This is a genomic window from Streptococcus mitis B6, from assembly GCF_000027165.1.
Lineage (GTDB): Bacteria > Bacillota > Bacilli > Lactobacillales > Streptococcaceae > Streptococcus > Streptococcus mitis_AR.
The window spans coordinates 2,002,463-2,022,911 of record NC_013853.1; the positions used below are offsets into that span (position 1 = coordinate 2,002,463).

Genomic DNA, 20,449 nt, shown 5'->3' on the forward strand with positions numbered 1-20,449 from the left:
CATTATATGATATCTATCTCTGTGATAGGTTTTCTTTATGGCTGATTTAAAAGAGCAAACGCAAGACGGCAATCAAGACTACTCCAAAGAGAACTGTTCCGACTAGATTGCGATAACGAAAGGCTACCCAAGCTGTTGGAAAGACTGCTAAGAAGTCTAGCCATTTGATTTGAGGCAGGCTACCAACCTTACCTGTCACTACGCTTGAAAGAATCAAGGAAAAGATAATAGAAACGGGCAAGAACTTCAAAAAACGTTCAACAATCGCAGGCAAGCCCTTATACTTGACCAAGATGAAGGGAATCATACGAGGAATCCAAGTCACCAAGCCAGAGAAAATAACTGCTAATAAAAGATACTTACTGACCATCTAAAACCACCCCCATTGTACAACCAAGTAGCGTCGCAAACAGAACAGCTAGCGACTGAGACACCACTGTCAAGAGCAAAAAGAAGGACACCGCAACAACTGCTAGGATAATAAGCAGTTTGCGGACAGGAATCCGTCTTTGCATAATCTGGAATTGCGAAGCAAAAATTCCGATGAACATCCCAACAAGAGCAAAATCCAAGCCAAAGATTTCTGGATTTGGTAGCAGGCCACCCAGAGCTGTTCCGACAACTGTTCCCACAAACCAAGCCACATAGCTGTTGAGATTGTTTCCGTGCATCCACATAGGATTGACCTTGTCTGTATGGGCCAATTCGCCCATCAAAACGCCATAGGTCTCGTCAGTCAAAAGGCTAGACATACCGATATTTTGCCAGAGACTGGTATGACGGAAATAGGTTGACGCATGCAAACTCAATAAAAAGAGACGCAAATTAATCAAAAAAACCGTCATAGCAATAGCTGCCACAGGTGCTTGAACCGCAATCAGTGCCAACATGGCAAACTGGGCACTCCCAGCATAAACAAATAGGCTCATCAATCCCATCTCAACAGGTGTCACATAGGGCGCACCGATAATCCCACAGGCAAGGCCAATACTGACATAACCAAGGGCCGTCGGCATGGCTGCCTGCGCTCCCTCCCAAAATCCTTTTTCTCTCATCTTTCTCCTCATATTGTCTTAATAGGTGGACTGAATCGGTTCCAGCCACAGCATGGACTATTATAACACATTCAGGAAAGAGAAAAAGTCTGCTGATTGTGCCCATCATAAAAGACTGGCAATCCAGTCTCAAACATATATTATAGAAATTATCCGCTAAATGTTTTCACGAATATCAAAGAACATGAAAAGGCAACTAGAAGAAATAGCAATAAAACAAAGTTAGTAGCAATAGTTACTAAAACTAAGATCATTTTTATGAAAAGGATACCTAAAAATGCGATTACAAACAAATATACGAGTATTCAGTAAGGAAATAAACTAAATGGGTAGAATACCTAGAACACTCTTCCTAAAATATTACTAAGCAAATGAAATTACAGCAACGGTAAAATTTGACCAATGCCATTGTAGACTATATGCAACCCAATAGGCCAATAAATGGACTTGGTTACTCTAAACAAGACTGCAAATATGAGACCGCCACCCATATAGACGAAAAAGTCTGTCAAGACCCAACCGTGATTACTAATGTGTAAGATTCCAAATAATATAGCTGAGCCAAGTACATCCAGTCCCCATTTCTTCCCTTTTTCCAGAGCAGTCATTACTAATCCACGATAAATCATGTCTTCAAAAATGGGACCTGCAATCACAGGATAAAAGAAATACATCAAAAATGCCGTAGCTCCTGTAAAAGTAGGAGTAGCATGTTGATAAGAAATTGCATTTCGAGTAGGTGGGAAAAGAAAAAAGGTAACGAAATTCCAAACAACAAAAGCAAGCAGAGCTAGGAAGGAATAGAAAAGATAGGATCCTTTAAACTTTCTACTATTGATTTTCTGCCATTTCCCTGACCAAACCATAACAATAAAAGCAAGCAGAACCACAAGAAAATTTAACATCATATCCGACAGATAATAGGCAAAGTCAGATAGCCCAGTAACAAGGTCGCTGCGTAAAACTAGAACACTGAACTTCTGGTCAGCAATAACTAATAGAATAGCTATAATAAGGTAGTAGCCTGAGATTATCTTTTTCATCCTATTTTCTCCTATACTATGAAATAATTATAGTATAACACGGAAATCACCACATTTTAGTAAATCGCATATTTGATATTTTTTCTTATAGAAATCTCTCATTTGCGATAGTAGATTAATCGATAAGTTCTTTGTATTGCTGCAAACGCAATTCGAAGAGGGCTAGCAATTGTGGATTTTCTAATACTTGCAGAGATTGGATAAAGTGTTCAATCTCTTTTTGATTGCTTCCTTTGGTTTGAAGAAAGACACTCATTTTCTTTAAAAATTGCCACGATACTTTCTCAAAAACATCGTACGGACGCAACATGCTCTCCAACTCGGCTTCGAAGATTGGGATGTATGAGAAAAGTTTTCGCTCCATGAGCTCTGATAAGATATTTAAGAGTCCTTGCTTCATATACAATCGATTGTGTACTAACTCTTTAAATTCTTTGGATTTTTCAATTAAAGCAGTTGATAAAAATATCAAATCTTGATTACTCAAGAAAGGCATTGTATTGCAAAAAAGATAGAGTTCAAACCAGGTCCAAGACTCAATAGCATAGAGATAGATGGTCAGAAACTCCCTATCCTCATCTGTTAGCGGATAGCTCTTATTTAAGGAATGGATGGCATTTTTAATCACAATAGCATTCAAACGACGATAGGTCTGCGCCATCTGTTCTTGTTCGACTTCCTCCAACAGTTGCTCTAAGCCAGCAATATCTTGATGGACAAACCGATCCACAACCTTTCTACCAATTCGCATATGTGGAGATTCTTGATAATTGTTGAGCTTATGACCAAACTCATCGAAGGTCACATTGATTCCTTGGATGGCTAAGAGCAGCTTGTCCGCAGATAGCATAGACTGTCCTAGTTCAAACTTAGACAACTGAGAAGCTGTTAGTCCAGCACAAGCCACATCTGACTGCTTGAGCTTTCTTGCCAAGCGCAATTCCTTATAAAATTCTCCCAATTCCATTCTCTCAATCATCTGACCACCTCCTAGCTTTTGCATATTATATCATTATTTTTATAGTTTTGTCAAAATATTCTGACACTTCAAAAGGTGAAAAAGCCAGCCTTAAGCTGACTCCTTATTCCATCGTATCAAAAGCGAGGCTTGGTTTGGCATTGAGGTCCAAGTTTGCAAAGTTTTCTTTGTTCCACTCGCTGACGCTGGCATAGGCAATCATTCCTGCATTGTCTCCGCAGAGGCGCAGAGGTGGGATGATAACCTTGACATCTGTGATTTCAGTTGCTAGGCGTTCTCTGAGACCTTTATTGGCTGCCACACCACCTGCCACGACAAGGGTTTTAACAGGGTATTTCTCCAAAGCCTTCTTAGTTTTTGCCATAAGAATATCCAAAACAGCTGCTTGGAAGGAAGCACACAAGTCCTCTGTTGACAAGCTTTCTCCTTTTTGCTCGGCATTGTGGTGAAGGTTGATAAAGGCAGACTTCAAACCAGAAAATGAAAACTCCAGATTATCCTCCTTCATCATGGCACGAGGAAAATCATAAATATCCTGTCCCTGATGAGCTAGCTCGTCAATCTCACGACCGGCAGGATAGGTCAAGCCCATGACACGTCCAACCTTATCATAGGCCTCACCAACCGCGTCATCTCGCGTCTCCCCAACAATCTTGTAATCACCAGCCTCGGAAACATAAACTAACTCTGTGTGTCCACCGCTGACCAAGAGGGCTAGCAAGGGAAACTCCAAAGGCTCTACACTTTGAGCGGCCATGAGGTGACCTGCCATGTGGTTAACAGGGATAAGTGGAAGTCCGTGCGCCCAAGCAAAGGCCTTAGCAGCTGACAAGCCAACTAGCAAGGCTCCAACCAAGCCCGGCCCATAGGTAACCGCCACAGCTGTCACGTCCTCTTCTGTAATCCCTGCTTCTGCCAGAGCCTCCTCGATACAGGCTGTAATGACCTCGACATGGTGACGACTGGCTACTTCAGGCACTACGCCCCCAAAACGTTTGTGACTCTCAATTTGACTAGCAATGACATTGGACAAGAGTTCATCGTCGTTTTTCAAGACGGCAACACTAGTCTCATCACAAGATGTCTCAAATGCTAAAATATATCTATCCTTCATCTATTTCTCTCTTCATGATGATGGCGTCCTCGACTGGGTCATGGTAGTAGGCCTTTCGCTCAGCGATGACTGCCATCTTTTCTTTCTTGTAAAATGCTTGCGCTCGTTGATTTGACTTTCTGACTTCGAGGAAAATCTCCTTATCTGTCGACAATTGAGCAAACAAGGCTGACGCAATCCCCTTACCCTGATAGGCTCCTTTAACAGCGATTTGCAAGACTTCCGCCTCAAAGATATTTTCCTGCACAGCTAGAAATCCAATCACTTCGGTCCCATCATAAGCCAGAGCATACCAAGTCTGATCTTGGGAAAGGTCTGCTTGGATTTGTTCCAGCGTCCAAGGGCTGACTGGGTAAACAGCTGCCATGACAGCGTAGATGTCCTGAGCCAAGTCAGGCTTCTGTTGGATTCGTTTAATTTCTATCATAGGCGTTTAATGTAAGACTCGCCAGACTCTGTATGGTTCTTGAGCCAGTTTTCCTCAGCCTCAACACGTTTGAGATAATTCGGCACAAAGTCGTGCAAGGAGTCTGCTTCCTTGTCCCAAGCCAAAAGAGCAAGATTGGCTGCATTTGGCAAGGTTTCTTTGAAATTAGTCCTTGGCAAGTGTTCTTGAATCTGCTCCACAAAGGGGACAACTTCTCCGACAAAGGTTACCTGACTAGCACCCTTGATTAGCTCAATAACTCGATCAAAGGGCAGGTGTGCTTCTGGCATGACAGGTTTGGCATTTTCATAAAATCCTGCGTAAACATTGTTGCGACGCGCATCCATTAAAGGGACAAACAAGCCTTCCTGTTGGTATGGCACCAGAGCCAAGAGGCTAGACATACCAACTAATTCAATGTTCAGAGTATGAGCTAAGGTTTTGGCAGTCGCTACCGCAATTCGCAAGCCTGTGTAGCTGCCTGGCCCTTCAGCCACCACGATTCTGTCCAAATCATTGGGCGTCCAGTCCAAACTTGTCATCAAAAAATCAATGGCAGGCATGAGGGTAATACTGTGATTTTTCTTAATATTAATCGTCGTCTCAGCAAGAACCTGCTTGTCCTCTAAAATAGCCAGAGAAAGAGCCTTGCTGGACGTATCAAAAGCTAATACTTTCATAACACATTCCTATCTTTTTGTCTGCTTACTATTATACTACAAAAGATGGCGCATGGGAATTTTCTTTATCCCTAAACAAAAATGCGTAACTTCTCAAAGTAACTTCCATCTCTCTCCCAAAACTGGAAGTTAGTCTCAGACGATGAATTATGCTAGAATTAAGTCTGAGACTTTTCGTGAGGAGGTACCTCATGACGAAAAAACAAAAACATCTCACTCTAGAAGACCGTATTGACATCCAAACTGGAATCAGCCAACAGGAGACTTTCCGTTCCATCGCTGAGAAGATGGGGAAAGACCCGTCAACGATTTCAAAGGAAATCAAGCGCAATCGCATCATGCATCCAACATCCGTCAAATCTGATTGCACGGATTGCCCTCTTCTCAAAAAAGCTCCTTATGTCTGTAACAACTGTCTAAAAAAGAGGACGGATTGTGGGTTTAACCGCTATCTTTACTACGCGAAAAAGGCACAGGAGCAGTACGAGACTATGTTGAGGGAATCCAGACAGGGCATTCCCCTAAACAAGGAAAGTTTTTATCAGATGGACAAGATCTTAACCCTAGGCATCCAGAAGAAACAAAGCATCTACCATATCATTCAGACACATAACCTACCTGTGTCGAAAGCTACGGTGTATCGGCATGCCAAGCTGGGCTATCTGACAGCCAAGCCCATTGATTTCCCTCGGATGGTCACGTTCAAGGAACGCAGAAAATCCAGAAAAGTAGCTATTCCCAAAGAGCTGAAAATTGGGCGGACCTATCAAGATTTCCAAGAGTTACGAGAAACTGATGATTTCTTCAAATGGTTGGAAATGGACACGGTCATCGGCAGACCTGGTGGAAAGCTACTGCTCACCTTCAACGTTTCCTTCTGTAATTTCCTCTTCGCCTTGCTTTTGGACAACAAGACTGCTCTGGAAGTCGCCACTAAATTCGCAGCTTTGAAAGAAAGAGTCATGGACGGAGGGTATGCGTTCCATCAGCTGTTCCCTGTCATTCTCACAGACAACGGATCTGAGTTCGCCTATGTGGAGGAGCTTGAGCGAGACATTGATGGGAAGTCTCACCTCTACTTCTGCGACCCTAGCCGTCCTGACCAGAAGGGGCGGATTGAGAAGAACCATACGGTTTTGCGAGCCATTCTTCCCAAGGGCACTTCCTTTGACCAACTGACTCAGAAAGACGTCAATCTAGTCATTTCCCATGTCAATTCCTTGAAACGAGAAGAGTTTCAAGGAAAATCTGCTTACGACGTCTTCACCTTCACCTTTGGCGAGGACATCGCTGCTCTTCTGGGTTGCCAATTTGTCAAACCAGAAGACACACACTTATCACCTGATTTATTGAAATAAAGGGAATTTTCCCCTCTAACTACACATCTTATCACCATCGAAAAGTCTCACACTAAACGCTAGCAACTGGAATTTACTCTAAGACGACTCTGTTTTAGGGCTATTTGTCGTGCACTTTTTTCTGAGTCTTTTCGCTTTTGAACCCTTATATATCAAGAAAAAGAAAACCAGTGGAAGTTAGTCTAAGACGGATTTCCACTGATTTCACGCATTTTTCTCATACTAAAAGCTAGGTTGTGGGAAACTGGAAGTTAGTTTTAGAAGTTACCCTAAACAAAAATGCCTATACTTAGCTAAAAAATAATTCGCAAATAAAATTCAAAAAAATGCTCACTTTTTCTTTTACTTTACGAATATAAAAGTGAACAAGAAAAAAGGAGGAAAGTTCAATGACAAATTTTGACGTTCTTGACAATCAATTTTTATCCTTATCTGAAAATGAATTATCAGATATTGATGGCGGTCTCGCTCCCTTGGTTATCCTTGGAGTAGCAGTATCTTGGAAAGCTATTGCAGCTGGAGCAGCACTTGTAGGTTCTGGTTTGGCAGCTGGTTATTTTTTAGGAGGAGATTAATATGATGAAAGATTTGAACAACTATCGTGAAATTTCTAATAAGGAATTGCAAGAAATCAATGGCGGTTTTGGGATAGGTGTTGGTATCGCTTTATTTATGGCAGCCTACACCATTGGAAAAGATCTTCGTAAAAAGTTTGGATAAGTTATGATAGATAGACAACACATGTTTAGAAGGATGAATTTTATTTTTTTCATCTCTTACAGTTTGCTCAGCATTCTCAATGATTTAAACATTACTACTATCCCTTTACCATTCGATTTATCTGTTTGTATTGTTTTATTTTTATGTTTCAACTCTATTTTTGAACAGAAGAATCATTAACATAAAACTAATAAGCTCTGAAAATTTCATTGTCATGTCATTTTAGAAAAATGCAAAGACCACCTCATCTTGATAGATGGGGTGGAATTTTCTTTGCCCCCAAACAAAAAGCCCCAGCATGAGCAGGGCATCTAAGCATTTAATCCAAAGTAAAATACAAACCAAACGACATAGGTTACGAGGAGGAGAAAAAGCGAGTAGAGAGTCACAAAGGTAATTTTCCACAAGAACTTGCTTTGTCGTTGTTCCAGTTTGACAAATAGAAGATTCCCTCCATAAACACAAGCAACAAAAACAATAAAAGCTACCAAGCGAACCCCGATAGCAAAAGCAAATAAGTTATACATAGGGCAACCTCCTTGACTTAAAATCTATATGGAATTATGACAAGCAATAAATTTCACTTCCGTTATCAATATAACACATTTTCTTTATTTTTGCAAACGCTTACCAAATGAATCGACCTGTGACTTTCTCGTTTCCGTCTTTTACTAATTTTTCATTTTGTGGTATAATTGAAATAATTGTAACGAATCAAGGTCAATCTAGACACGAAATGGAATGAAATCAAGCAAATATCTGCTAAAAGTTTGGAATAAGCTGACCTGTAAATAGAAAGGAACTATATGATTTACAAAGTTTTTTACCAAGGAACAAAAGAACGTAGCCCACGCCGTGAAACAACACGCGCACTTTACCTAGACATCGATGCCAGCTCAGAACTTGAGGGTCGTATCGCTGCTCGCCAACTTGTCGAAGAAAATCGCCCAGAATACAATATCGAGTATATCGAACTCTTGTCTAACAAATTGCTAGATTACGAAAAAGAAACTGGCGCCTTCGAAATCACGGAGTTCTAATATGGCCTATACTCTTAAACCTGAAGAAGTCGGCGTTTTTGCCATCGGTGGTCTGGGAGAAATCGGGAAAAACACTTACGGGATTGAATACCAAGATGAGATTATTATCGTCGATGCTGGGATTAAATTCCCAGAAGATGACTTGCTGGGTATCGACTACGTCATTCCTGATTATTCTTACATCGTGGACAATATCGACCGCGTCAAGGCTGTTTTGATTACCCACGGACACGAGGACCACATCGGTGGGATTCCTTTCCTACTCAAGCAAGCAAATGTCCCTATCTATGCTGGACCGCTTGCCTTGGCTTTGATCCGTGGAAAACTCGAAGAACACGGCCTCTTGCGCAACGCCAAACTTTACGAAATCAACCACAATACTGAGTTGACCTTTAAAAATCTCAAGGCAACTTTCTTTAGAACGACTCACTCTATTCCAGAACCTTTGGGGATTGTCATTCATACTCCTCAAGGGAAAATTGTCTGTACGGGTGACTTCAAGTTTGACTTAACACCAGTTGGTGAACCAGCAGATTTGCACCGTATGGCAGCTCTTGGTGAAGACGGTGTACTCTGTCTTCTGTCTGACTCAACAAATGCGGAAGTGCCAACCTTTACCAACTCTGAAAAAGTCGTTGGCCAGTCCATCATGAAGATTATCCAAGGCATTGAAGGACGTATTATCTTTGCATCCTTTGCCTCAAATATCTTCCGTCTCCAACAAGCAACAGAAGCTGCTGTTAAAACTGGACGCAAGATCGCTGTCTTTGGTCGTTCTATGGAAAAGGCCATTGTCAACGGAATCGAGCTTGGCTACATTAAAGCTCCTAAGGGAACCTTTATCGAGCCAAATGAAATCAAAGATTATCCTGCAGGAGAAGTTCTGATCCTCTGTACAGGTAGTCAGGGCGAACCAATGGCAGCCCTCTCTCGTATTGCCAACGGAACCCACCGTCAGGTACAACTCCAACCAGGTGATACAGTTATCTTCTCTTCTAGTCCAATCCCTGGAAACACTACTAGCGTCAACAAGCTGATTAACATCATTTCTGAAGCTGGTGTCGAAGTTATACACGGTAAGGTTAACAATATCCATACATCTGGACACGGTGGCCAGCAAGAGCAAAAACTTATGCTCCGCTTGATTAAGCCAAAATACTTCATGCCTGTCCACGGTGAATACCGCATGCAAAAAGTCCATGCTGGACTTGCGGTGGATACTGGTGTTGAGAAGGACAATATCTTTATCATGAGCAATGGTGATGTGCTTGCCCTTACTGCTAACTCAGCTCGTATTGCAGGTCATTTCAACGCCCAAGACATCTATGTTGATGGAAATCGTATCGGTGAAATCGGTGCTGCTGTCCTCAAAGATCGTCGTGATTTATCTGAAGATGGTGTCGTTCTGGCAGTCGCAACTGTTGACTTCAAGTCTCAAATGATTCTGTCTGGTCCAGACATCCTCAGCCGAGGCTTTGTCTACATGAGAGAGTCTGGTGACTTGATTCGCCAAAGCCAGCGTATCCTCTTCAATGCCATTCGTATCGCACTGAAAAATAAGGATGCTAGCGTTCAATCTGTCAATGGTGCCATTGTCAACGCTATTCGCCCCTTCCTCTATGAAAATACAGAACGTGAACCGATCATCATCCCAATGATCCTTACACCAGATGAAGAATAAAGTAAGAAAACAGCTCCGTCTTCGGAGCTGTTTTTCTCTATGCTTTCTTTTGAGATTGAAACTCAATAAAAATCGAAATCAGACTAGAAGGCTAGGCGAAAGCATAACTTGAGTTAGGTGAGCCGAAGCCGACGACGTATCATTTTGATTTTTGAAGAGTTTTAGAAATACTATGATTTTTACCTTCCAGATACACCATCAAAATAGAAATATCTGCTGGGTTTACTCCCGAAATACGGCTGGCTTGGCCGATGGTTTCTGGATTGATAAGTTTGAACTTCTGACGGGCTTCCGTCGCAATAGAATCAATATCATCCCAATCAATATTGGCTGGAATGCGTTTTTCTTCCATGCGTTTCATCTTAGCAACCTGGTCCATGGCTTTGGAAATATAGCCTTCGTACTTGATTTCTGTTTCAATCAATTCGATAATCTTGTCATCCAAGTCCTCTGCAGCTGGTCCGATGAAGGCTACCACATCTTGGTAAGAGACTTCTGGACGGCGAAGGAATTCCTTGGCTGTCACTGCATCTGTCAATGGCTTGAAGCCCATCTCCTCAACCTTAGCATTGGTTTCCTTGACTGGCTTAAGTTTGATGCTGTCTAGGCGCTTCATCTCATTGTCAAATTGATTTTTCTTGATTTCAAAGCGAGCCCAGCGTTCATCGTCCACAAGTCCAATCTCGCGTCCCATCTCTGTCAAACGCATATCAGCATTGTCATGGCGGAGAATGAGGCGGTATTCAGCACGACTGGTCAAGAGACGATAGGGTTCAATAGTTCCCTTGGTCACCAAGTCATCAATCATGACTCCGATATAACCGTCACTGCGCTTCAAAATCAATTCAGGCTTGCCTTGGATTTTCAGAGCCGCATTGATCCCAGCGATAATCCCTTGGCCTGCTGCCTCTTCGTAACCTGACGTTCCATTTGTCTGACCAGCAGTGAAAAGACCTGAGATTTTCTTGGTTTCCAGAGTCGCACGCAACTGGTGAGGCAAGACCATGTCATACTCAATGGCATAACCAGTTCGCATCATCTCTGCATTTTCCAAACCTTTGATGGAATGAACCAAATCACGCTGGACATCCTCAGGCAGACTGGTTGAAAGTCCTTGAACATAGACTTCCTCAGTATTGCGCCCTTCTGGCTCAAGGAAGAGTTGGTGACGTTCCTTGTCCGCAAAGCGCACAATCTTATCCTCAATCGACGGGCAGTAACGAGGTCCCACTCCCTTGACCACACCTGTAAACATAGGCGCACGGTGGAGGTTATTTTGGATAATTTCATGACTGGTACCATTGGTGTAGGTCAACCAGCATGGCACCTGATCCTTGACATAATCCTCATCTCGTGAAGTGTATGAGAAGTGATTAGGCGCTTCGTCTCCTGGCTGAATTTCGGTCACATCATAATTGATAGAAGAAGCCTTGACACGTGGAGGGGTTCCCGTCTTGAAACGACCAATTTCGAGTCCTAACTCCTTAAGATTGTCAGCAAGATTAATAGAAGCCAAGCTGTGGTTAGGACCTGATGAATACTTAAGGTCTCCAATGATAATTTCCCCACGGAGGGCCGTCCCTGTCGTCACGATAACAGCCTTAGCAGCATATTCTTGATGGGTTGCTGTACGAACACCGACAACCTTGCCATCTTCCACCAAAATCTCATCAATCATGGTCTGACGAAGGGTCAGATTCTCTTGATTTTCAACTGTCTTGCGCATCTCCTTAGAGTAAAGTTCCTTGTCAGCCTGCGCACGAAGAGCACGAACAGCTGGCCCCTTCCCGGTGTTAAGCATCTTCATCTGGATGTAAGTCTTGTCAATAGTCTTAGCCATTTCGCCACCGAGGGCATCGACTTCACGCACGACAATCCCCTTGGCAGAACCACCGATAGAGGGGTTACAAGGCATGAAAGCCAGCATTTCAATGTTGATAGTCGCAAGCAAGACCTTGCAGCCCATACGGCTGGCAGCTAGGGATGCTTCTACCCCAGCGTGTCCCGCACCAATTACAATAATATCGTATTCTTCAGTAAAATGATAAGTCATGTTTTCTCTCCTATTTCTCAAGATGAATGTGTCTTAGTTGGCCGTCCCAATCTGGTAGGGCTGTTTTTAAAAAGGCTGGAACTAGCTGGAAATCCTGGAGCTGGTCCAAGTCAATCCATTCACAGGGCTGACTTTTCTCATCTTCCTTCATGGTCAATGGGGCATCTTCAAGCAAGTCCACCAGATAATGAAACTCGATATTGTGATAAGAAACACCGTCCTGTTCAAAGCGATTTTCAACAACAAAAGCTAGCTGCCCAGCTTGAGCTTTAACACCCAGTTCTTCCCTCACTTCGCGGACTACCGCTTCTTCCGTGCTTTCATTGACTTGAATCGCACCTCCAATTGTGTATACTTTCCCTTGTCTTTGGTAACTAGAAGCTTGCGATTTTGGACAATCAAGGCTGTCGCCCGAACTCCAAAAACCGTATTTCCTACTCTTGTCCGAAAGTCTTGTTGAGTCATTTTTGTCCTTTCCTCTAAACGACACAAAAACAGTCAAAACTCCAAAGAAGTGCAGGACAAAAAAGCCTGCAACATCCATGAGCTTTGACCATCATTTCTATTGCTGTTATTATTGTAGCAAATTGAGAAAATTTGTCAATCTAAATGTACTGACAAACTTGTCCGTCACGGTAGGCATTATCAATCAAACCGCCACCTAGACACTCTTCACCATCGTAAAAGACAACTGCCTGTCCTGGTGTAATGGCTCGTTGCGGTTCTGCAAAGATGACCTCTGCCTTGTCTCCTTTGACATGGACGGTCACCTTCGAATCAGGCTGACGGTAGCGGAATTTAGCCGTACATTCGAGCGTAAATTCCTCGGGCATGTCACGAGTAAAGTGGACTTGACTGGCTTCTAGGCTGGTTGACATGAGCGAATCATGATAGAAACCTTGACCGACATAGAGGATATTCTTGCTCAGGTCTTTTCCGACAACGAACCAAGGAGCATTGTCTCCACCGTGTTGCCCACCGATACCGAGTCCACCACGCTGACCGATTGTATAATACATCAGACCAGCATGCTCACCCATATCGCGTCCATCCACTGTCATCATGCGACCAGGCTGAGCTGGCAGATAGTTGCTGAGAAAGTTTTTAAAGTTCTTTTCTCCGATAAAGCAAATCCCTGTCGAGTCTTTCTTCTTAGCAGTCGCAAGTCCTGCTTTTTCTGCTAGTTTTCGAACTTCAGGCTTTTCCAAATGTCCTAGTGGGAACATGGTTTTTTGAAGTTGTTCTTGCGAAAGTTGGCTGAGGAAATAAGTCTGATCCTTGCCATTGTCCACGCCACGAAGCATGTGAACTGTACCATCATCATCACGCGCCACTCGAGCATAGTGCCCAGTCGCTACATAGTCTGCCCCCAAGGTCATGGCATAGTCCAAAAAAGCCTTAAACTTGATTTCCTTGTTGCACATGACATCTGGATTTGGTGTGCGTCCTGCACGGTATTCCGCTAGGAAATACTCAAAAACGCGGTCCCAGTACTCTTTTTCAAAATTGACAGAGTAGTAAGGAATGCCAATCTGATCTGCCACCGCAGCCACATCCTTGTAATCTTCGGTCGCTGTACAGACGCCGTTTTCATCTGTGTCATCCCAGTTCTTCATGAAGATACCGATCACATCGTAGCCCTGCTCCTTGAGAAGAAGAGCCGTCACCGACGAATCAACACCACCACTCATCCCCACAACAACACGTGTTTTAGAGTTATCACTCATGGTAAGTCTCCCATCTATTCGTTTATTCACGATTGAAGGTCGTGTGTGCTTCACGATTGAAGGTCGCTTGAGCAGTATTCATTATAACACGCTTGGTTGGAGAAGACAAGAAAGAGACTGATAATCTACCAGCCTCTCTGTAAATCGTAACTTCTCAAAGTAACTTCCATCTCTCTCCCAAAACTGGAAGTTAGTCTCAGACGATGAATTATGCTAGAATTAAGTCTGAGACTTTTCGTGAGGAGGCACCTCATGACGAAAAAACAAAAACATCTCACTCTAGAAGACCGTATTGACATCCAAACTGGAATCAGCCAACAGGAGACTTTCCGTTCCATCGCTGAGAAGATGGGGAAAGACCCGTCAACGATTTCAAAGGAAATCAAGCGCAATCGCATCATGCATCCAACATCCGTCAAATCTGATTGCACGGATTGCCCTCTTCTCAAAAAAGCTCCTTATGTCTGTAACAACTGTCCAAAAAAGAGGACGGATTGTGGGTTTAACCGCTATCTTTACTACGCGAAAAAGGCACAGGAGCAGTACGAGACTATGTTGAGGGAATCCAGACAGGGAATTCCCCTAAACAAGGAAAGTTTTTATCAGATGGACAAGGTCTTAACCCAAGGCATCCAGAAGAAACAAAGCATCTACCATATCATTCAGACACATAACCTACCTGTGTCGAAAGCTACGGTGTATCGGCATGCCAAGCTGGGCTATCTGACAGCCAAGCCCATTGATTTCCCTCGGATGGTCACGTTCAAGGAACGCAGAAAATCCAGAAAAGTAGCTATTCCTAAAGAGCTGAAAATTGGGCGGACCTATCAAGATTTCCAAGAGTTACGAGAAACAGATGATTTCTTCAAATGGTTGGAAATGGACACGGTCATCGGCAGACCTGGTGGAAAGCTACTGCTCACCTTCAACGTTTCCTTCTGCAACTTCCTCTTCGCCCTGCTTTTGAACAACAAGACCGCTCTGGAGGTCGCCACTAAATTCGCAGCTTTGAAAGAAAGAGTCATGGACGGAGGGTGTGCGTTCCATCAGCTGTTCCCTGTCATTCTCACAGACAACGGATCTGAGTTCGCCTATGTGGAGGAGCTTGAGCGAGACATTGATGGGAAGTCTCACCTCTACTTCTGCGACCCTAGCCGTCCTGACCAGAAGGGGCGGATTGAGAAGAACCATACGGTTTTGCGAGCCATTCTTCCCAAGGGCACTTCCTTTGACCAGCTGACTCAGAAAGACGTCAATCTAGTCATTTCCCATGTCAATTCCTTGAAACGAGAAGAGTTTCAAGGAAAATCTGCTTACGACATCTTCACCTTCACCTTTGGCGAGGACATCGCTGCTCTTCTGGGTTGCCAATTTGTCAAACCAGAAGACACACACCTATCACCTGATTTATTGAAATAAAGGGAATTTTCCCCTCTAACTACACATCTTATCACCATCGAAAAGTCTCACACTAAACGCTAGCAACTGGAATTTACTCTAAGACGACTCTGTTTTAGGGCTATTTGTCGTGCACTTTTTTCTGAGTCTTTTCGCTTTTGAACCCTTATATATCAAGAAAAAGAAAACCAGTGGAAGTTAGTCTAAGACGGATTTCCACTGATTTCACGCGTTTTTCTCATACTAAAAGCTAGGTTGTGGGAAACTGGAAGTTAGTTTTAGAAGTTACCCCTCTCTGTAAATACATATATAATTGTTTAAAAAGAGTGTAATTTATAGCTTAATCCCTCTACTGTTATTATCTTATTTATAAAATAAACTAAAAATGATATACTGTAATGAGGAGGAATACGTACATGATCTCTTAAAGATACTACCATCCATGTACGTAGAACGATTGTGAAAAACTACAAAGATATTCTAAAATCAAAAAACACCATTTTTACTATTATCATTGTCGCAAGTCTTGGACTTTTAATAGGTTTAGTCATTCATCAAGAAAACATTTTAACAGAAAGAGGTAATATTGCTTTCTTCAAACGGCAAAAAAATGAACAAGATGTCGAACAAGTAAAAAAAGCCATCAAAGATTTTAATATCGATTCTGAAACGATTATAGAGGATTGGAAAAAAATTCAAGATTAAAGCCAACTACTGACGAAGGCAAGCAAACATTAGCAGACTTTCTTGCTACTACTGCCGATAAAATCACCAATCATTATAGCGAAAAAGCTTTAAAATTAGATGTAAAGGAATCCGATAGCCAGTTCGAAGATAAACAAGCACTTGAAACAGCCATCACTTCCTTACAAAAAATACTAGAGATTATTAAAAGTGTCAATTCCACAAGCGAACAAGCCACTATTGATGAAAAAATAAAACCAATTCAAGAACTGATTTCTAAATTCCAGAAGCAAGTTGAAGTCTTGACCAAAAAAGAAGGACAAAAGACTGACAAAAAAGAAACAGGAACGACTAGTAGCGAGAGGGAAAGAGAAACCTATTCTTCAGAAGGAGGGAGCTACACTCCAACCTATACTGAGTCAAATGGGAGCAGATACAGTTCACAAGCGCCTGCAAGCGAACAACCTTCATCTGATAGTGCTGGCAGCAGCAGAAATGATGTGGCAAGTACACAAAATCAAGCAGCTAATACTTCAGAAGCTCAAGCAGAGACTAATACCAATAGTAACAATGCTGAAGTTCCCACAACAAACAGTGATGATCTCGCTAGTTTAGGTGGCGGAGTTACATCATTCGGTCAGCGTTAATCCTTAGCCAAAAAGCTTTGAAATCAGAAAAACGCATAGTATCAGGTAGGCAATGTACTGATAATATGCGTTTTATTGTGGAAAGATTTACTTCAATTCTTCTGAAATTGATATCCATCCTACATAGTAGACAAAAAATCATTACAAAACGGATAAAAATCACAAAATAAAAGCTCACACTGCCTTATTATGAAAATAAGCTTGCGCCTTTATTTTTACTGCTTATCAACTTTTTAAATCTTTATTCGCTTTCTTAGCGACTGCAATTTGGTATTTCACTTGGTCAAATCCTGTACCTCCCAAAGAATTTCGTCTTTGAACCGCAGTTTTAGGTTGCAAGTAAACATAGATATCCTCGGCAATAAGAGAATGATAGGTTTGCAATTCTTCCAAAGTCCAATCTTGAATATTTTTAGCACACTTGATAGAGTCTAGCACCAATCTTCCCACAACCTCATGAGCTTCTCTAAATGGCAAGCCTTTCCCTGCCAAATAATCTGCCAACTCAGTCGCATTTGAAAAGTCCTTCTCTGTTGATTCTTGCATTTTTTCCTTGTTTACCTGCAAACTAGATAACATACCTGCCAATACATCGAGGGAATTTAAAATCGTTTCGACCGTGTCAAACATTCCTTCCTTATCCTCTTGCAAATCCTTATTATAAGCTAAAGGCAAGGACTTCATGACTGTCAATAGTCCAAATAGATTCCCATAAACTCGACCAGTCTTTCCTCGAATCAACTCAGTCATATCTGGATTTTTCTTTTGGGGCATAATAGAGGAACCTGTTGTAAACGTATCTGACAAGGTAATGAATTGGTACTCAAAGCTACACCAGTTTATCATTTCTTCACAAAAACGGCTCATATGCATCATGAGTATGCTGGCATTGGACAGAAATTCTAAGATAAAATCGCGGTCACTAACAGCATCCAAAGAATTTGTATAAGGTTGCTTAAACTTCAGCAAATCGCTGGACAACTGACGATCAATGGGGAAAGTCGTCCCTGCCAAAGCTGCCGCACCTAGAGGGCATAGGTCTGTATGCTTCTGGTTAAATTCAAAACGTTCACTGTCTCTTTGAAACATATTGTAGTAAGCCATCAGGTGGTGGGCAAAACTAATAGGCTGGGCATGTTGCAGATGGGTATAGCCCGGCATGATCGTCTTCACATGATTTTCCGCCAAGTCTAATAAAACACCCTTGAGATGAGCCAGTTTACCTAGGACATGGTCTAGCTGTTCCTTGAGATATAAGTGCATATCTGTCGCAACTTGGTCATTTCGAGAACGAGCCGTATGTAACTTCCCTGCAAGGGGACCAATTTTTTCTGTCAGCAACACTTCCATATTCATATGAATATCTTCGTTTGCGATATCAAAGTCAAGTTGGCCTGCCTCTAGCTCTTCTAAAAGCTCTTTCAAGCCTGCTTGTATTTTTTCAGACTCCTCCAAACTCAAAATGCCCGTCTGGCCCAACATCTGAACGTGGGCTAAAGAACCAATCACATCAAATTTAGCTAATTTCTGGTCAAAAGATATACTCGCACCAAAGCGCTCTACCCAGTCTTCGACAGTACCTTCAAAGCGACCACCCCATAATTTTGTATTCTTAGCCATATCACATCCACCTCTCTATCCAATCCGTCCTATTTGGCGCTTTTTTGAACCTCAGAATGAACCTTGGTTGGAAGTCCCCATAACTTAATAAAGCCAACAGCCGCATCTTGGTCAAAGGTATCTGCACTAGTATATGTCGCCAAATTTTCATCGTAAAGTGAATTTGGTGATTTCCGAGCCACGACCTGAGCACTTCCCTTATAGAGTTTGACTTTTGCAGTCCCATTGACAACTTTTTGAGTCTCTTTAATATAAGCAATCAAGGCTTGTGTAGCCGGACTAAACCACAAAGCATTATAAATGAGATTAGATAATTCATTTTCTATGATTGGTTTAAAATGAGCCACTTCTCTCACAAGCGTCAAATCCTCAATTTCCTTATGAGCTGTCAGCAGGGTCACCGCCCCTGGGCACTCATAGATTTCTCTTGATTTAATCCCAACCAAACGATTTTCCACGTGGTCAATCCGTCCGACCCCATGCTTTCCAGCTATTTCATTGAGTTTTTGAATCAAATCTGCCAATTTTAACCCTTCTCCATTGAGGGAAACTGGAACACCTTCACTAAACTCAATCTCAATGTATTCTGGCATATCTGGAGCTTGCTCTGGAGAAGTTGTGATACCAAAGGCTTCTTCTGGAGCCTGATTCCATGGATTTTCCAAAATACCACACTCATTGGCACGTCCCCAAAGGTTTTGGTCAACAGAGTAAGGATTGTCAAGGTCAGCAGGAACAGGCACCCCATTTTCCTTAGCAAAATCAATCTCTTCCTCTCGAGACCATTTCCATTCACGAACAGGAGCAATCACTTTTAAATTGGGATCCAAGGCTGCAATGGATACTTCAAAACGTACTTGGTCATTCCCCTTACCTGTACAACCATGAGCAATTGTAGTCGCTCCTGTCTGATGCGCGATTTCAACCAATTTTTTAGAAATCAGAGGGCGGCTCAAGGCAGACACCAAAGGATATTTCTGCTCATAATAGGCATGAGCTTGAAGGGCTACCAATACATAATCTGTAGCAAATTCGTCCTGTACATCAATGACGTAGGATTCAACCGCTCCAACTTTGAGAGCCTTATCATGGATGAAATCCAAATCTTTGCCTTCACCTACATTCATACAAACTGCAACGACATCGTAATCTTTCTTCAACCAAGTAATTGCAACTGATGTATCCAAACCGCCAGAATAGGCCAAAATTACTTTTTCTTTACTCATTTCTTTTCCTTATTTTCCTTATTCCTATTTTATTTTTCAATGGATGCTTTAAAGGCATCATCAATTAATTTTTCCAAGTCTCCAGAATCTTTCAACTTTTGAATAGCCTGATCAACTGCCGCCTTCAATTCCTTGCTATCTTTTTTCATGGCGACAGCGTAGGAATCATCCTTTTCTTGATCAAACTCAATTTCAGCAATTGCTAAATCGGGATTATTTTCCACAAATCCCTTGGCAACTGGTTCTTCAAAGATAACGGCATCCAATTGACCTGATTTTAAATCTGTAATCAAATTTCCATTTTTAGGCAGAGATACGAGGGAAGAATTTTGTAGTAAGTCTTTCGCCATCGTCTCTTGAATCGAACCTTTCTGCGCTCCAACCTTTTTCTGAGCCAAGTCATTTACAGACTGATAAGTAGCCAAGTCAGATTTTTTTACAATAACCTTGTTCTTGGAAGTATAGTATGGGACTGAAAAGTCAAACACCTTGCTCCGTTCATCTGTCTTAGAAACACCTGATATGGCAAGGTCGGCCTTTCCTGATTGAACACTGGCCAGTACATTGTCAAAACTCATGGGTGATAGTTCCAATTCGACACCTAGTTCTGTTGCGATAGCTTTGGCTAATTCGATATCTGAACCCACAATCTGATTTTTCCCATCAACCACTTTTTGGTATTCAAATGGAGCAAAATCTGGATTGAGAGCTACAACCAATTTTCCTTTGGACTTGATGGCTTCAATTCCAGCCGATTGATTGTTACTACAAGCAAATAGTAGGGGGAGCATCACTAAACCAAACATCGTCATCAACACCTTCTTTATCTTATTCATAACAAAGCCTCCTTTATGTTTATTCTTTTTGGTTGTATAAATAATACACCTATATTCATCCTTTGTCAAGCCTAAATTGAAAAATTTTTCAATTTGAAGCAAAAAAACCTAGAAATACTACATAAAAATGTTATTCCTAGGCGTATTTATGCTATTTCTCT

21 protein-coding genes and 1 pseudogene are annotated in these 20,449 nt (G+C 42.1%); 8 read left to right on the top strand and 14 right to left on the bottom strand.

Translation table 11 applies throughout. The features are described 5' to 3' along the window. Positions 1-46 precede the first annotated feature (46 nt). The 7 genes from SMI_RS09835 to tsaB all read right to left on the bottom strand — a co-directional run bounded on the left by SMI_RS09835 (position 47) and on the right by tsaB (position 5,298). On the bottom strand, positions 47-370 hold the full coding sequence (locus SMI_RS09835; RefSeq protein ID WP_000253939.1) for an AzlD domain-containing protein: 324 nt from the start codon (positions 368-370) through the stop codon (positions 47-49). Beyond that, positions 360-1,055, bottom strand: coding sequence for an AzlC family ABC transporter permease (locus SMI_RS09840; RefSeq protein WP_001208222.1), 696 nt, complete (start codon positions 1,053-1,055; stop codon positions 360-362). Before SMI_RS09840 ends, SMI_RS09835 begins: the two co-directional genes overlap by 11 nt. Positions 1,056-1,432: 377 nt before the next feature. Next, a complete protein-coding gene (locus tag SMI_RS09845) occupies positions 1,433-2,098 on the bottom strand; it encodes a CPBP family intramembrane glutamic endopeptidase (RefSeq protein WP_000720783.1) in 666 nt (221 codons plus the stop codon). Between the two features lie 115 nt (positions 2,099-2,213). Continuing rightward, the gene (locus tag SMI_RS09850) at positions 2,214-3,077 is read right to left on the bottom strand and encodes an XRE/MutR family transcriptional regulator (RefSeq protein ID WP_000572848.1); all 864 of its coding nucleotides are present in this window, start codon (positions 3,075-3,077) and stop codon (positions 2,214-2,216) included. A gap of 103 nt (positions 3,078-3,180) precedes the next feature. Further along, positions 3,181-4,191: a tRNA (adenosine(37)-N6)-threonylcarbamoyltransferase complex transferase subunit TsaD gene (gene tsaD / locus SMI_RS09855; protein WP_000655056.1), complete on the bottom strand. Its 1,011-nt coding sequence runs from the start codon at positions 4,189-4,191 to the stop codon at positions 3,181-3,183. Then, positions 4,181-4,618, bottom strand: a complete 438-nt coding sequence (rimI, locus tag SMI_RS09860; RefSeq protein WP_000569814.1) for a ribosomal protein S18-alanine N-acetyltransferase — start codon at positions 4,616-4,618, stop codon at positions 4,181-4,183. The genes tsaD and rimI overlap by 11 nt, the downstream gene beginning before the upstream one ends. Continuing rightward, on the bottom strand, positions 4,615-5,298 hold the full coding sequence (tsaB, locus tag SMI_RS09865; RefSeq protein WP_000865730.1) for a tRNA (adenosine(37)-N6)-threonylcarbamoyltransferase complex dimerization subunit type 1 TsaB: 684 nt from the start codon (positions 5,296-5,298) through the stop codon (positions 4,615-4,617). Before tsaB ends, rimI begins: the two co-directional genes overlap by 4 nt. 191 nt (positions 5,299-5,489) lie before the next feature. Between tsaB and SMI_RS09870 the strand changes: the two genes are divergently transcribed. The 3 genes from SMI_RS09870 (at position 5,490) to cibB (ending at position 7,376) form a co-directional block, all read left to right on the top strand. Further along, positions 5,490-6,656 carry an IS30-like element ISSmi1 family transposase gene (locus tag SMI_RS09870; RefSeq protein WP_000162999.1) on the top strand — a complete coding sequence of 389 codons (1,167 nt, stop codon included), beginning with the start codon at positions 5,490-5,492 and terminating at the stop codon, positions 6,654-6,656. A 389-nt stretch (positions 6,657-7,045) separates the two neighbouring features. After that, a complete protein-coding gene (cibA, locus tag SMI_RS09875; RefSeq protein WP_000180844.1) occupies positions 7,046-7,231 on the top strand; it encodes a fratricide two-peptide bacteriocin subunit CibA in 186 nt (61 codons plus the stop codon). Between the two features lies 1 nt (position 7,232). Further along, positions 7,233-7,376 (top strand): fratricide two-peptide bacteriocin subunit CibB, encoded by a 144-nt coding sequence (gene cibB, locus SMI_RS09880; RefSeq protein ID WP_000974050.1) that lies wholly within the window; start codon positions 7,233-7,235, stop codon positions 7,374-7,376. A 311-nt stretch (positions 7,377-7,687) separates the two neighbouring features. Here cibB and SMI_RS09885 read toward each other — a convergent pair whose 3' ends face one another. Beyond that, complete coding sequence (locus SMI_RS09885; protein ID WP_000282493.1) at positions 7,688-7,903, bottom strand: hypothetical protein; 216 nt, start codon at positions 7,901-7,903, stop codon at positions 7,688-7,690. A 279-nt stretch (positions 7,904-8,182) separates the two neighbouring features. Here SMI_RS09885 and SMI_RS09890 point away from each other — a divergent pair, with 279 nt between their 5' ends. Next, a complete protein-coding gene (locus SMI_RS09890) occupies positions 8,183-8,416 on the top strand; it encodes a DNA-dependent RNA polymerase subunit epsilon (protein ID WP_000639590.1) in 234 nt (77 codons plus the stop codon). Between the two features lies 1 nt (position 8,417). After that, positions 8,418-10,097 (top strand): ribonuclease J1, encoded by a 1,680-nt coding sequence (rnjA, locus tag SMI_RS09895; protein ID WP_000331991.1) that lies wholly within the window; start codon positions 8,418-8,420, stop codon positions 10,095-10,097. Between the two features lie 139 nt (positions 10,098-10,236). Here rnjA and mnmG read toward each other — a convergent pair whose 3' ends face one another. From mnmG to mnmA, 3 genes and pseudogenes are all read right to left on the bottom strand, one after another. Further along, the gene (mnmG, locus tag SMI_RS09900; RefSeq protein ID WP_000220952.1) at positions 10,237-12,150 is read right to left on the bottom strand and encodes a tRNA uridine-5-carboxymethylaminomethyl(34) synthesis enzyme MnmG; all 1,914 of its coding nucleotides are present in this window, start codon (positions 12,148-12,150) and stop codon (positions 10,237-10,239) included. 10 nt (positions 12,151-12,160) lie between these two features. Then, positions 12,161-12,615 (bottom strand): annotated as a pseudogene (locus SMI_RS09905) (NUDIX hydrolase). A 140-nt stretch (positions 12,616-12,755) separates the two neighbouring features. Then, positions 12,756-13,877 (bottom strand): tRNA 2-thiouridine(34) synthase MnmA, encoded by a 1,122-nt coding sequence (gene mnmA / locus SMI_RS09910; protein ID WP_001282936.1) that lies wholly within the window; start codon positions 13,875-13,877, stop codon positions 12,756-12,758. 252 nt (positions 13,878-14,129) lie between these two features. Here mnmA and SMI_RS09915 point away from each other — a divergent pair, with 252 nt between their 5' ends. The 3 genes from SMI_RS09915 (at position 14,130) to SMI_RS09920 (ending at position 16,606) form a co-directional block, all read left to right on the top strand. Further along, entirely contained in the window at positions 14,130-15,296 is a 1,167-nt protein-coding gene (locus tag SMI_RS09915; RefSeq protein ID WP_000163009.1) for an IS30-like element ISSmi1 family transposase, read from the top strand. 438 nt (positions 15,297-15,734) lie between these two features. Continuing rightward, a complete protein-coding gene (locus tag SMI_RS10885; RefSeq protein WP_012972613.1) occupies positions 15,735-15,980 on the top strand; it encodes a hypothetical protein in 246 nt (81 codons plus the stop codon). Next, positions 15,959-16,606 carry a hypothetical protein gene (locus tag SMI_RS09920; protein WP_012972614.1) on the top strand — a complete coding sequence of 216 codons (648 nt, stop codon included), beginning with the start codon at positions 15,959-15,961 and terminating at the stop codon, positions 16,604-16,606. Before SMI_RS10885 ends, SMI_RS09920 begins: the two co-directional genes overlap by 22 nt. A 225-nt stretch (positions 16,607-16,831) precedes the next feature. Here the strand turns inward: SMI_RS09920 and argH are convergent, their stop codons facing one another. Genes argH through SMI_RS09935 form a run of 3 tightly spaced genes read right to left on the bottom strand, consistent with a single transcriptional unit; the run spans position 16,832 to position 20,288 of the window. Continuing rightward, a complete protein-coding gene (argH, locus tag SMI_RS09925; RefSeq protein ID WP_001107610.1) occupies positions 16,832-18,226 on the bottom strand; it encodes an argininosuccinate lyase in 1,395 nt (464 codons plus the stop codon). Between the two features lie 29 nt (positions 18,227-18,255). Then, complete coding sequence (locus SMI_RS09930; RefSeq protein WP_000031921.1) at positions 18,256-19,452, bottom strand: argininosuccinate synthase; 1,197 nt, start codon at positions 19,450-19,452, stop codon at positions 18,256-18,258. A gap of 29 nt (positions 19,453-19,481) precedes the next feature. Next, the gene (locus SMI_RS09935) at positions 19,482-20,288 is read right to left on the bottom strand and encodes an ABC transporter substrate-binding protein (protein WP_001033580.1); all 807 of its coding nucleotides are present in this window, start codon (positions 20,286-20,288) and stop codon (positions 19,482-19,484) included. Between the last annotated feature and the right edge of the window lie 161 nt (positions 20,289-20,449).